The sequence below is a fragment of the Prochlorococcus sp. MIT 1342 genome (assembly GCF_047304495.1).
GTDB lineage: Bacteria > Cyanobacteriota > Cyanobacteriia > PCC-6307 > Cyanobiaceae > Prochlorococcus > Prochlorococcus marinus_D.
In genome coordinates this window covers 1,451,394-1,463,141 of sequence record NZ_CP138957.1, presented here as the reverse complement: position 1 = coordinate 1,463,141, position 11,748 = coordinate 1,451,394, and the positions used below count along the sequence as shown (strand labels likewise).

Genomic DNA, 11,748 nt, shown 5'->3' with positions numbered 1-11,748 from the left:
ATGCAGCTTTCGCCTTTGCTTTGGTCATTTCTGCCGTTTCAGTTGCCTGCGCTGCTGCTCTAGCTAGTTGACCCTGCCGTGCAGCTCATCGACGTCTTTCTGGCTGGCTAAGTCGAGCGAAAGGTGAAGGGTTGCGATTTTTCGCTGCTGTTCTGCTTTGAATGAAAGAAAGTTGGGTCGGGTGGGGTGAGTGCTGTTCTGCCTCTGAGCTAGATATCCGTGGCGTTGTCGTTGATTCAATTTGATGGTTACGGACACAACCACTCACACCACAAATACTGGAGCACTCTTTGCTTAAGCCCCTGTTGATTCTCGTATCCATAGCCACATCCGAATCAAGCCTACTTGCATGATTTGCAAGGGAACTCCCAAATCTTTGATCTTAGGATTACTTGGTAGATTAATGGGGTCAAAAGAAAATACTGATTGATTGCGAGCTGAAAGAATCATTTTGATTTGTTCCTCATTAAGCCCTCGAATGCGTAGACGTTCTGTAGCGATGGAAACGATTAGATCATTACTAAGCTTGTTTTGGTCTTCGCTGTAGCTGCTTAGCAACATTGCTCCCCCTGGTGCGAAAGGGAACTGAGTTGATCAAATGCTTCTATCTGTTTCGCTGGCGGGAAAAGATGCATGAGGTTGAGAGCGATGACGGCGTCGAATGATTTGGCTGTTAACCCCTCCCTGGCTTTGGTCAAGCTGCTTGGTATCCAAGAACAACGTGCAGTTGCATTGATTTTTTCTATTTCATTCATGCAGAACGAACGCATCTGTTCACTGGGCTCAACTAAAGTAAATTGAGCCTTTGGAAGTACTTGCAGTAAAAGCGTTAGTTCTTCTCCAGCACCTGGGCCAATTACAAGACAATGCCTCGCTTTTTGGCATTGCGATTTTACGGAGCTTGCGGCTAACTCCAAAAATGTTTCGTAACCAGCAATTGAGCCACGAATGGAAGATCGATATTGAAGGCCATAGTCACCGTCAAAGTCCATACTCGAAATGCTGGTCTTTTGATTCATTTGGCTTAATCATATGAAGGAGTTAATTATGAGCTTAAAGGGTTAACTGCTAATTGATTGTCGGCAGGCAAAATCCTTAATGTGGGCACCAAGAAAAATGTCTTCCAAAGGCATATCGAAACCAGCTGCACCGATCAAATAAGCTAGGTTGTGATCCTATTGTTCATCTGCCGTCAACCTGCTGTAGTGCCTAAAGTGGCTGAATAGATCAAAGAACAGTTTGAGTGATCCTGTTGCTCACGAATGTTCAAGATATTTTTCTTTCCTATCTCATTCTATCTAAGCTAAAGGAGTGACTTGCACATGCTCAATGTCACTTGAGCTTCATTCCATCTCTTCACGGCATGACTGAGGCGATTAACAACAAAGCTCTTGTTGCCAAGGCCCGGTAGCAACAGCTGCTGGAAAGGTTTGGTTCAATCCATCGCAACCTGTGGACGTTCTCCGATCGCGTCAAGATGGCTTTGGTGTTTGGTGTTGACCATGGGCAATGACCGATCCCTAGCGCTGGTGCAGGGGGCGGTTGGTGGTGTCTTGGCAGGGATTGCTCTTGCCCAGGGGGGGCTGCTTTGGATGGCACCGGCCCTGGCCTTGCTTTGGTCGGCGTGTCGCTTTCCAGTTGCAGCCTCTCTTTGGGGTTTGGTGGCTGTGTTGCTCAGCCATCGCTGGTTGTTGGCGTTGCATCCACTCACTTGGGTTGGCGTGCCTGCACCGCTGAGTTTCCCTATCGCCGCATCAATTTGGTTGTTTTGCGGTGCAGCAGCAGCATTGCTTGTGGGGCTTTGGGCTTGCCTGGCAATCTGGATTGCTCATCTGACAACGCGAGAATCCGGCATCCGCGCTCAGGTGTTTCATGCCCTGCTGATGGCATCGATCTGGGGGCTAGCGGAAGTGCTGTTGGCCCGTTCACCCTTGTTTTGGATTGGCGTTGGCGGCAGCCTTTTGCCCGGTGATCGAGCCTTGGCTGGTTTGGCCCGCTGGTTTGGGGCTGGAGGTTTAGCCACGCTTCAGCTGCTGATCGGTTGGTGGTTATGGCGTATGGCGCTGGCCTGGCGTCGTGGAGTTGGTTGGCGTCGTTCTTTGCTGGTGGGGCTTCTGTGTTTGCTCTTGGCCCATGGTTTTGGCTGGAGTTTGTTGCGTTCAACAGATGCATCCGCACCCATTTCGGTTGCGGCTTGGCAGCCCGCCATCCCTACGCGCAGCAAGTTTTCTGAGGAGCAGCAACGTCGCCTTCCCGAGGCTCTTCAACAAGCTCTCGATCGAGCTGAGGAGCTTGATGCTGCCTGGTTGGTGGCTCCAGAAGGCCTTCTCCCCCCTGATGAGGTGTTGCTCAGGCCGGCTCCTCTCCCCCTGCTCAGCGGTGGTTTTCGCTGGCTGCGCGGTCAGCAACGCAGTGCTTTGTTGGTGGTAGATCGCGGCGCAAGGCTGGCTTCCGCATTCATTGACAAACACCGTTTGGTGCCCCTGGGGGAATGGCTACCTGCTTTGCCTGGTGGTGTTTTTCGTGGCTTATCAGCTGTTGGTGGTCTTCAACCTGGTGCTGCTTCGCGCTTGTTGCAGTGGCCAGGTCCTACCGCTGCCGTGGCTATTTGTTACGAGCTCAGTGATGGGGCTGCTTTAGCCCAGGCCGTCGCTGATGGAGCGCAATGGTTGTTGGCGGTAGCCAATCTTGATCCCTATCCCTTGGCCTTGCAGCGGCAGTTCATTGCTTTGGCACAGCTGCGCAGCATCGAAACCGCCCGTGATCTACTCAGCGTTGCGAACACAGGCCCCTCTGCTTTGGTTTTGGCGACAGGCAAGCAGCAGCAACTGCTGGCTCCTTTTACGGAGGGGGTTGGCCTGGCGGATTTGCATCTCCATCAAGGCATCAGCGGTTACACCCGCTGGCGTGAGGCACCTTTGATCGGCTTGCTGCTCTTTGCAGTGGTTGGGCTGGGCTGGTCGCGTGTTCGCTCCTAGCTGATCAGCTTGATGCTGCGTTGGCCTGCTGGATCAGGCCACCGCCGAGGACTGCGTCAGCGGCATAAAACACTGCAGCCTGGCCAGGTGTGATTGAGAATTGCTCTTCTTTAAAGGTCAGTCTGCAGCGGTGAGGACGGTCGGCGGCAATGTCCTCTGCTGTGGCTTCGATAGGGGTGAGCTGGGCGGCAACGGGTCCGCTTCTGTAACGCACTTGCACCTCCACATTGATGGCGCTGCTTGGCGGTGCCATCGAAATCCAGTTCACTGCACCCACAACGCAGCTGTCGCGCCCCGCCTCTGATCGAGGGGCAACGATGACGCGATTTGCTGCCGCGTCTAGTTGCACCACGTGCAGCGGCTCTCGCCAGGCCACACCAAGGCCTTTGCGTTGGCCAATGGTGAAATGTTCGATTCCATCGTGTTCACCCACGACTTTGCCGTCTTGCAGCACAATCTCGCCTTGTCTGGCAGGTAGGTAATTGTCAAGGAAGGCTTTCATTGAACCGTAGTGATCAGCAAGGCAAAGATCCTGACTTTCTGCTTTCTTGGCTGTGCGTAGGCCGTAACGCTCTGCTTCTTGTCTGGTCTCTGCTTTGGTGAGCTCCCCTAGGGGAAAGATCACCTTTGCCAACACATCTTGAGAAAGGTCATAGAGGAAGTAACTCTGATCTTTGTTCTGATCGAGACCACGTAAAAGCTGGTGCCGTCCAATGGAATCCCCAGGTAAGGCTTGTTGAGGTTCTGGATCCTCGCGATGGCGAATACGGGCATAGTGCCCTGTGGCAACGCGGTGTAACTGGCGTTCTTTTTCAGCCCAGCTGAGCATTGTCGCAAATTTCACCGAGCGATTGCAGCGTGAGCAAGGTAACGGTGTCACCCCTTGTTGATAGCCCTGAACGAGTTGGTCGACGATTTCTGCTTGGAATGTGGCGCGTGAATCCACCACATGATGAGGGATTTTGAGTTGCTCACAGATGCCGGCGGCATCGATAAGTCCATCGCTGCAGCATGCGCCCTTGCCACTCATCAGCCAGAGAGTGAGACCTTCCACCTGCCAGCCCGCTTCCACGAGTAGGGCGGCGCTGAGGGAACTATCAACACCGCCAGAGAGACCTACCGCCACCCGCTGCTTGCCAGGCCAACACTGCAAACGTGTCAGGGCTTTTGCAACTGCTGGTGTGGCTGGTGTTCGAGACACATGCTTAAGGGGGGCTGGAATTGGCGGCTGCATAGGCGTTACCGCAATGATGTCTTCATAGTGAGGTTTCATGCGCTCCAGTTTTGTCCTGGCCCCCCGCGAACGCTGATCATCTTTTGGTTACTGCTGCGCAGATAGCAGCTCTCGAGGAGGAGATGTTTGCCAGCGGATTGCCGGTGGCTGCTTTGATGGAAAAAGTAGGCCAGGCGATGGCGGCTTGGTTTCGCCAACACCCTGAGTTGTTGGCAGATGGTGTGGTGGTGTTGGTGGGCCCTGGCCATAACGGTGGTGATGGATTGGTGGTGGCCAGGGAGTTGCATCTTGCAGGGGTGAAGGTCCAGCTCTGGGCACCTTTGCCGATCCGTCAACCATTAACGGCCCAGCATTGGACTTACGTTAAATCGCTTGGCATTCAGCAACTAGATCACGTTCCTGATGTTGCTGGTGAGCCTGTTTGGATCGAGGCTCTGTTTGGGCTGGGACAATCCCGCCCACTTCCTGAAGCGTTGGCAACGTTGTTGCAGGCGCGTCAGCGCTGCCAGCCAGGCAAGTTGGTGAGTTTGGATGTGCCTGCAGGGCTGTGTTCAGATTCTGGCATCCCTTTCCCAGGCGGCGCTGCCGTGGCGATGACGACGCTCACTGTGGGGTTGCTCAAGCAAGGCCTTATTCAGGATGCGGCGATCGATCATGTTGGCCGCCTGGTGCGGGTTGATATGGGCGTGCCGGAGACCTTGTTAAAGCAGTTGCCACAGTCGCAACCTCGGCGGCTCTGTTCTGCGGATGTGGCCACCCTTGCCTGGCAGCATCCAGCAGCAGGCGCGATGAAATACGAACGAGGGCGGGTGTTGGTGATTGCTGGTAGTGATGATTACCCTGGGGCGGCTTTCCTGGCCATTCAGGGTGCTATTGCTAGCGGTGCAGGCAGCATTCAAGTCGCTGTGCCTGTTGCAGTAGCCGATCAGCTTTGGCAAGTGGCGCCTGAAGTTGTTGTGGCGGCCGCGCTTGAGAGTTCTGCGGCAGGTGGCATGGCCGTTGCTCCTTGGTTGGCGAGTCATGATCTCAGCCGGTTCGATGCCGTCTTGATTGGGCCAGGCTTAGGTCGAGGTGGAGAACCTTGGTCAGTGCTGGCAGAACCGTTGCAGCGCTTTGCAGGCTTGTTGGTTTTGGATGCAGATGGTCTGAATCGATTGGCGCTGGCTACTGATGGATGGCAATGGTTACAGCAGCGCCAAGGGCATACCTGGCTTACTCCCCATGCCGGTGAGTTCAGCAGATTGTTTCCGCAGCTCAAAGCTCGGCAACCTCTCGATGCGGCTCTTGAAGCATCCCGGCTTAGTGGAGCAGCTTTGCTGCTCAAGGGAGCACACAGTGTGGTTGCGGATCCATCTGGTGCCGCCTGGCAGCTAGCAGAGACAGCAAGTTGGGTTGCTCGTACTGGGCTCGGGGATCTGTTGGCTGGTTATGCAGCTGGCTTGGGATCTATGAATGCTGCTAAGGCTCAGGCTTGTCATTGCCAAGGTGAGTCTTTGGCCGTAGTGGCGTTGCTTCATGCCGAGGCTGCACGTCGATGCCGTCAAGGCAGCTCAGCAAGGTCTATCGCTCAATCCCTTGCAGAACTCACGATTAGCTTGCAATCAAATGAATGTGATCAAGGGCACTTCAAAGGGTATGAATGCAAACGATAAATACCTAATTATCTCGATTCCCCTGCATGAATCCGAAAGCTTTTTTAAAGCTGCAGGGTTTTGCTGAAATTTGTAGGAAAATTTCTTTCCAAATAAATCAGGAGCCGTTGAAATGGTTTCAGCAGCGCCTAAATCAGCAGAAACACAGAGGCGTAGAAGTTCTGATCCTGTCAGCTGGTATCTCACAACGATTGGACGTATACCTCTTCTTACCCCTGCTGAGGAGATTGAACTTGGCAATCAAGTTCAGACGATGATGAGTCTCACTCAAGACGGCTCACTTGAGCCTGATGATAAGGAGTTTACGACTCATCAGCGTCGCATGATTCGCATTGGTCGTCGTGCCAAAGAACGCATGATGAAGGCCAATCTTCGTCTTGTTGTGAGTGTTGCCAAGAAATATCAAGGCAAAGGACTGGAACTCCTCGATCTCATTCAGGAGGGTTCACTTGGTTTAGAGCGTGCTGTTGAAAAGTTTGATCCAACCCGTGGCTATAAGTTTTCGACCTATGCGTTTTGGTGGATTCGTCAGAGCATGACACGTGCGATTGCGTGCCAGTCGCGCACGATTCGCCTTCCTGTACATCTCAGTGAAAGGCTGACCACAATTCGAAAGGTTTCTCTGGATTTGGCTCACAAGCTTGGAGCAATGCCCAGTCGCTCCGAGATCGCTGAAGCAATGGATATCCCTGTTGATGAACTCGATTCTTTACTGCGTCAGGCGCTAACAACCAGCAGTTTGGATGCGCCAGTGAATGGCGAAGAAGGACGAAGTTTTCTTGGTGATCTGATCGCTGATTCCTCTCTTGGGGAACCTCTCGACAAGGTGGAGCAGCGTATTCATCATGAGCAGCTCGGTCGTTGGCTCAGCCATCTCAGTGAGCAGGAGCAGCATGTCCTTAAGCTCCGTTTTGGTCTTGAAACCTATGATCGCCACACCTTGGCTGAGATTGGTCGCTTGATGGAAGTCTCGCGTGAGCGTGTTCGTCAAGTGGAATTAAAGGCCTTGCGCAAGCTGCGTAACCTCACGCGTAGGGTGCCCAACGGGATCTGAAACTGCCTTCCTTAACTTGTTGGCTTTGCTTGCTTCCAGTACTTAGTGCTCAAGAGGGCTATCAATCTTCAGCCCAGATGTAGCGAGTGAGTTCGTTGGGATTTGGTTCGGCTGCGGCAAGGGCAAACTCCACGCAGTCATTTACTTCTGCATCGATCTCTTTTTCAATAGCGCGTAGCTCTTCAGCACTCACCAAAGATTCAGAGGTGAGATCCTTTTCAAGAGCCTTTAGGGGATCTCGTTTTGCCCAGAATTGCTTTTCCTCTTCGGCGCGTAGTTCATCTGGATCAGCAAGAGAATGGCCACGGAATCGATAGGTGAGGCACTCCAGCAGGGTGGGACCTTCTCCAGCCCTGGCTCTTTTTATTGCTCTCTGAGTGGCAGCTCTTACGGCGAGAACATCCATGCCGTCAACCTCTTCGCCAGCCATCCCGAAGGCAGCAGCTTTTTGCCAGATTTCCGGTTCACTGGTGGCTCGCTCATGGGCCATGCCAATGGCCCATTTGTTGTTCTCGACAACGAACAGGATTGGCAGCTGCCAAAGCTGCGCCATGTTGAGGCACTCAAAGAACTGGCCGTTGTTGCAGGTACCGTCACCAAAAAAAGCTGCTGTTACAGCATTGCTGCTGGCATCACCCAGGGCATCCCGCTTATAGCGACTGGTGAAGGCTGCCCCCAGGGCGATGGGAATCCCTTCGCCGATGAAGGCAAATCCTCCTAGGAGGTGATGCTCTTGCGAAAAGAGGTGCATGGAGCCCCCACGACCTTTGCTACAGCCGGTTTCCTTGCCGAAGAGCTCACTCATTACTTCGCGGGCGGGTACACCGGCGCTAAGGGCATGAACGTGATCGCGATAGGTACTGCAAAACCAATCGTGCTGGCGTTTCATTGCACCGATTACACCTGTGCTAACGGCTTCTTGGCCGTTGTAGAGGTGAACGAAGCCAAACATTTTCCCCCGGTAGTACATCTCGGCACATTTGTCCTCGAAGCGTCGCCCAAGGGTCATGTCTCGGAAGAGTTCTAGGCCGATCTGACGATCAACCTTGGCGCGTTTGGAGCTGATTAGCGTGGAGATTCTCTCGCCATGGCGGCCGGCTGCCAGGGGTTTTGCCGTGGTTTGGCCTGAGCTCACGGAGGTTTTCTGGCTCATGACAGACGACCGTCATTCGAGTCACGACTGTAATGGTCCGTTGATTAGGAATGGGCAAAATCCCTTCCAATGTCTAGAGTTTTAGGCCAATCGCTGCGCAGCTGGTGGACCTGCCAATAGATCATTTCCGCTTGCTGGGTGTCAGTCCTTCGGCAGACAGTGAGGCGATTTTGCGGGCCTTGGAGTTGAGGTTGGATCGTTGCCCTGACCAAGGTTTCACCCATGAGGTCTTAATTCAGCGGGCAGAATTGTTGCGGCTTTCAGCAGATTTGCTGACTGATCCGCCACGGCGTCAGGCCTATGAAACTGCCTTGTTGGAGCTCAGTCGTGATCATCCAGGCGAGACCGCCGGTCTTGATGTGTCACCTAGTAGAGAGGTGGCAGGGCTGATCTTGCTGTTTGAAGCGAATTCTTCTCACGAGGTTTTTCATCTCGCCTCTCAGGGATTGCAACCGCCCCAGTCCCCGACGCTAGGTAGCGAACGAGAAGCTGACCTCGCTTTGTTGTTGGCACTGGCCTGTCGGGCTGCAGCCGCTGAGGAACAGGAACAAAGGCGTTATGAAGCAGCAGCGTCTCTTCTGCATGACGGGATCCAGTTGCTGCAGCGGATGGGCAAGCTCTCCGAAGAGTGCCACAAGCTTGAGAACGATTTAGATGCCCTTCTGCCCTATCGCATTCTCGACTTATTGAGTCGGGATCTTGGTGATCAGGTTTCTCACCAGGAAGGACTGCGCCTACTTGACAACTTTGTGAGCCAGAGAGGAGGCCTTGAGGGAACGGCCCCATCGCCTGCACCTGGTGGTCTTGATCAGTCCGAGTTTGACAACTTTTTCAAGCAGATCAGAAAGTTTTTAACTGTTCAGGAACAGGTTGATCTTTTCCTGCGCTGGCAGCAAGCCGGATCAGCAGATGCGGGTTTACTTGGTGGGTTGGCTCTTGCTGCTGTTGGATTTTCGCGTCGGAAGCCTGAACGGGTGCAGGAAGCTCGGCAGCACTTAGAGAGGCTTCAACTGGATGGATGCGACCCGTTGCCGATGCTGGGTTGCTTGGACCTCTTGCTCGGAGATGTGGGCCGCGCTCAGGAGCGCTTTCTGCGCAGTACAGATCCTCGTGTGAAGGACTGTCTTAACAGCCACCCTGGCGATGAATTGGCTGCTTTTTGTGAGTACTGCCGCTCTTGGCTGCGAGGGGACGTGCTTCCCGGTTATAGGGATGTGGATGCTGAGGCCGTTGATCTAGAGGCTTGGTTTGCTGATCGGGATGTTCAGGCCTATGTGGAGCGCCTGGAACGCAGCGAAAATCGTGCTTCTTCTTTAGGTAAGGCCTTCTTAGGATCGTCTGTGAAGCAACCCTTCCCTTGGGCGCCTCTTGATCCCGATGGGATTTTGCCCCTCTCTCTTGGTGGGCCTGATGTTGGTCAACCTGCAGCTGATCAGAGCTCTGATGAGTTTGCCAGCGATGGCATTGCATGGATTGATCGTTTAGCAGATCTGCCACGTCCGACGCGGCCGGTGCTGATCGGTTCTGTTGTCTTTGCGGCCCTGATTGCAGCCTTTGCAGGCTTCAGTTTGTTTGGCCAACGTCCTCGTACGTCAGTTAGTACGGCTGCTGATCAGCCTCAAGTCACAGCACCTCCTACAGCCACACTGCAAGAGGAGGTCCTCATGCCTCAAGTCCCTGTCAGCGCTGTGGTTGAGCCGCTTACTTTGGAGCAGCCGAATCAGGCACAGCTCAAAGGCCTGCTTCAGGCCTGGCTCAGCAACAAGGCAGTCGTGCTTGCCGGTGGCAAGAGTGATGCACTGCCTGAGGTCGCAAGAGATCCATTGGTGCAGCGCGTGGCGCAAGAGCGTGCTAGGGATGCTTCTTTAGCTCAGACCCAGAAGGTTGTGGCCAGCATCAGCTCTTTAGAGGTGGTTAGTCGAACGCCGCAGCGTATTGAGCTGAGTGCCGTTGTGACCTATCGCGATCAACGCGTTGATGCTGCCGGCAAGGTTGTTGACCAAACGCCCCAAAAAGATCTCTCGGTTACTTACATCCTTGGTCGTGATCCCGATCGTTGGCGCCTGCATGAATACATCAGCGGCAAATAATCACTGTTCTGCCTAAGGGCTAGCCATTGCTTTTTACGATGAGCTCAAAGCCCTTGGCACGTAGGCACCATGTTTGAAGAACTTTCAGCCCGCTTTGAAGATGCAGTTAAGGGGCTGAGAGGCCAGGCAAAGATCAGCGATACCAATGTTGAGGATGCTCTTAAGCAGGTGCGACGTGCCCTTTTAGGGGCTGATGTGAGTCTTGAGGTCGTGCGCGAGTTTGTCGACGAGGTGCGGCAGAAGGCAGTTGGTGCGGAAGTGGTGCGAGGTGTGACTCCTGATCAGAAGTTTGTTCAGGTGGTGCATCAGCAGCTGGTGGAAGTGATGGGTGGTGATAACGCTCCCATGGCTGAGGCTGAAGATTCACCAACAGTGGTGCTGATGGCTGGATTGCAGGGGGCTGGCAAAACCACTGCAACAGCGAAGCTTGGACTTCACCTCAAAGATCAGGGTCAGCGGCCACTGATGGTGGCTGCTGATGTCTATCGGCCGGCTGCCATTGATCAGCTCCGCACCCTGGGTGAGCAGATCGGAGTGGATGTGTTCAGCCTCGGAGACGATGTCAAACCTGAGGAGATCGCGGCAGCAGGACTTGCCAAGGCTCGTGAGGAAGGTTTTGACACCTTGTTAGTGGATACGGCAGGTCGGCTGCAGATCGATACAGAGATGATGGAGGAAATGGTGCGAATTCGTTCTGCCGTAGAGCCTGATGAAGTGCTCTTGGTGGTGGATTCGATGATTGGTCAGGAGGCGGCTGAACTCACTCGGGCCTTCCACGACAAGGTTGGTATCACTGGATCTGTTCTCACCAAGCTGGATGGTGATTCCCGAGGTGGGGCTGCGCTTTCGATTCGCAAGGTGAGTGGTCAGCCGATCAAGTTCATCGGTACTGGAGAAAAAGTTGAGGCTTTGCAGCCTTTTCATCCGGAACGCATGGCTAGCCGCATTCTCGGTATGGGTGATGTGCTCACCCTGGTGGAGAAAGCTCAGAAGGAGGTGGAGCTTGCTGATGTTGAGAAGATGCAGAAGAAGCTGCAGGAAGCTTCGTTTGATTTCTCCGATTTCCTGCAACAGATGCGACTGATCAAACGGATGGGTTCTCTCGGTGGTTTGATCAAGATGATGCCGGGCATGAACAAGCTGGATGACGGCATGCTCAAGCAGGGTGAGCAGCAGCTCAAGCGCATCGAGGCCATGATTGGCTCGATGACTGCTGATGAGCGCAATCAGCCTGAATTGCTTGCTTCACAGCCTTCTCGTCGTCGTCGTATCGCTGGTGGGAGTGGCCATAGCCCCGCTGACGTGGACAAAGTTTTGGCTGATTTTCAGAAAATGCGTGGCTTTATGCAGCAGATGAGTAAGGGCGGTGGCATGCCTGGAATGGGTGGTGGGTTGCCCGGTATGGGGGGACCTGGTGGTGGCATGCCTGGCATGGGAGGCGCAGGCATGCCAGAGCCAGCTTCAGGTGGTCGCGGTGGTGGTTCCCCCAGGCGTCAGCGACCGGTGAAAAAGAAGAAGGGATTTGGAGAGTTGTAATTGGCCGCAGGTTATGGTTGTTGTTTGGCGTGTGTGTAAAACACCGCTGAA

Annotated in this window: 10 protein-coding genes; 5 read left to right on the top strand and 5 right to left on the bottom strand. The window is 53.9% G+C overall.

All coding sequences use genetic code 11. From position 1 onward, the window contains the following. Positions 1–63 precede the first annotated feature (63 nt). Genes SIB79_RS07545 through SIB79_RS07535 form a run of 3 tightly spaced genes read right to left on the bottom strand, consistent with a single transcriptional unit; the run spans position 64 to position 1,019 of the window. Entirely contained in the window at positions 64–264 is a 201-nt protein-coding gene (locus tag SIB79_RS07545) for a hypothetical protein (protein WP_063403371.1), read from the bottom strand. 30 nt (positions 265–294) lie between these two features. Beyond that, on the bottom strand, positions 295–561 hold the full coding sequence (locus SIB79_RS07540) for a hypothetical protein (protein WP_063403370.1): 267 nt from the start codon (positions 559–561) through the stop codon (positions 295–297). Further along, positions 552–1,019, bottom strand: coding sequence for a class I SAM-dependent methyltransferase (locus SIB79_RS07535; protein WP_063403369.1), 468 nt, complete (start codon positions 1,017–1,019; stop codon positions 552–554). Before SIB79_RS07535 ends, SIB79_RS07540 begins: the two co-directional genes overlap by 10 nt. 483 nt (positions 1,020–1,502) lie before the next feature. Here SIB79_RS07535 and SIB79_RS07530 point away from each other — a divergent pair, with 483 nt between their 5' ends. Beyond that, positions 1,503–2,978, top strand: a complete 1,476-nt coding sequence (locus SIB79_RS07530; RefSeq protein WP_063403506.1) for an apolipoprotein N-acyltransferase — start codon at positions 1,503–1,505, stop codon at positions 2,976–2,978. 4 nt (positions 2,979–2,982) lie between these two features. Here the strand turns inward: SIB79_RS07530 and mnmA are convergent, their stop codons facing one another. Next, positions 2,983–4,212, bottom strand: coding sequence for a tRNA 2-thiouridine(34) synthase MnmA (gene mnmA, locus SIB79_RS07525; protein ID WP_236072601.1), 1,230 nt, complete (start codon positions 4,210–4,212; stop codon positions 2,983–2,985). A 50-nt stretch (positions 4,213–4,262) separates the two neighbouring features. Here mnmA and SIB79_RS07520 point away from each other — a divergent pair, with 50 nt between their 5' ends. Then, positions 4,263–5,864 carry a bifunctional ADP-dependent NAD(P)H-hydrate dehydratase/NAD(P)H-hydrate epimerase gene (locus SIB79_RS07520; RefSeq protein ID WP_063403368.1) on the top strand — a complete coding sequence of 534 codons (1,602 nt, stop codon included), beginning with the start codon at positions 4,263–4,265 and terminating at the stop codon, positions 5,862–5,864. 112 nt (positions 5,865–5,976) lie between these two features. Continuing rightward, positions 5,977–6,918, top strand: coding sequence for an RpoD/SigA family RNA polymerase sigma factor (locus SIB79_RS07515; protein WP_063403367.1), 942 nt, complete (start codon positions 5,977–5,979; stop codon positions 6,916–6,918). Between the two features lie 61 nt (positions 6,919–6,979). Here SIB79_RS07515 and pdhA read toward each other — a convergent pair whose 3' ends face one another. Continuing rightward, complete coding sequence (gene pdhA / locus SIB79_RS07510; RefSeq protein WP_063403366.1) at positions 6,980–8,071, bottom strand: pyruvate dehydrogenase (acetyl-transferring) E1 component subunit alpha; 1,092 nt, start codon at positions 8,069–8,071, stop codon at positions 6,980–6,982. A 104-nt stretch (positions 8,072–8,175) separates the two neighbouring features. Here pdhA and SIB79_RS07505 point away from each other — a divergent pair, with 104 nt between their 5' ends. Continuing rightward, on the top strand, positions 8,176–10,161 hold the full coding sequence (locus SIB79_RS07505; protein ID WP_063403365.1) for an ARC6/PARC6 family protein: 1,986 nt from the start codon (positions 8,176–8,178) through the stop codon (positions 10,159–10,161). Positions 10,162–10,230: 69 nt separating this feature from the next. Continuing rightward, a complete protein-coding gene (gene ffh / locus SIB79_RS07500) occupies positions 10,231–11,697 on the top strand; it encodes a signal recognition particle protein (protein WP_063403364.1) in 1,467 nt (488 codons plus the stop codon). Positions 11,698–11,748 lie beyond the last annotated feature (51 nt).

What these genes read in the sequence shown, in the direction of transcription:
- SIB79_RS07530 (WP_063403506.1), top strand. Translation starts at nt 1,503, where the DNA reads ATGGGCAATGACCGATCCCTAGCGCTGGTGCAGGGGGCGGTTGGTGGT.
- mnmA (WP_236072601.1), bottom strand. Translation starts at nt 4,212, where the DNA reads ATGCAGCCGCCAATTCCAGCCCCCCTTAAGCATGTGTCTCGAACACCA.
- SIB79_RS07540 (WP_063403370.1), bottom strand. Translation starts at nt 561, where the DNA reads ATGTTGCTAAGCAGCTACAGCGAAGACCAAAACAAGCTTAGTAATGAT.
- SIB79_RS07535 (WP_063403369.1), bottom strand. Translation starts at nt 1,019, where the DNA reads ATGAATCAAAAGACCAGCATTTCGAGTATGGACTTTGACGGTGACTAT.
- ffh (WP_063403364.1), top strand. Translation starts at nt 10,231, where the DNA reads ATGTTTGAAGAACTTTCAGCCCGCTTTGAAGATGCAGTTAAGGGGCTG.
- SIB79_RS07515 (WP_063403367.1), top strand. Translation starts at nt 5,977, where the DNA reads ATGGTTTCAGCAGCGCCTAAATCAGCAGAAACACAGAGGCGTAGAAGT.
- pdhA (WP_063403366.1), bottom strand. Translation starts at nt 8,071, where the DNA reads ATGAGCCAGAAAACCTCCGTGAGCTCAGGCCAAACCACGGCAAAACCC.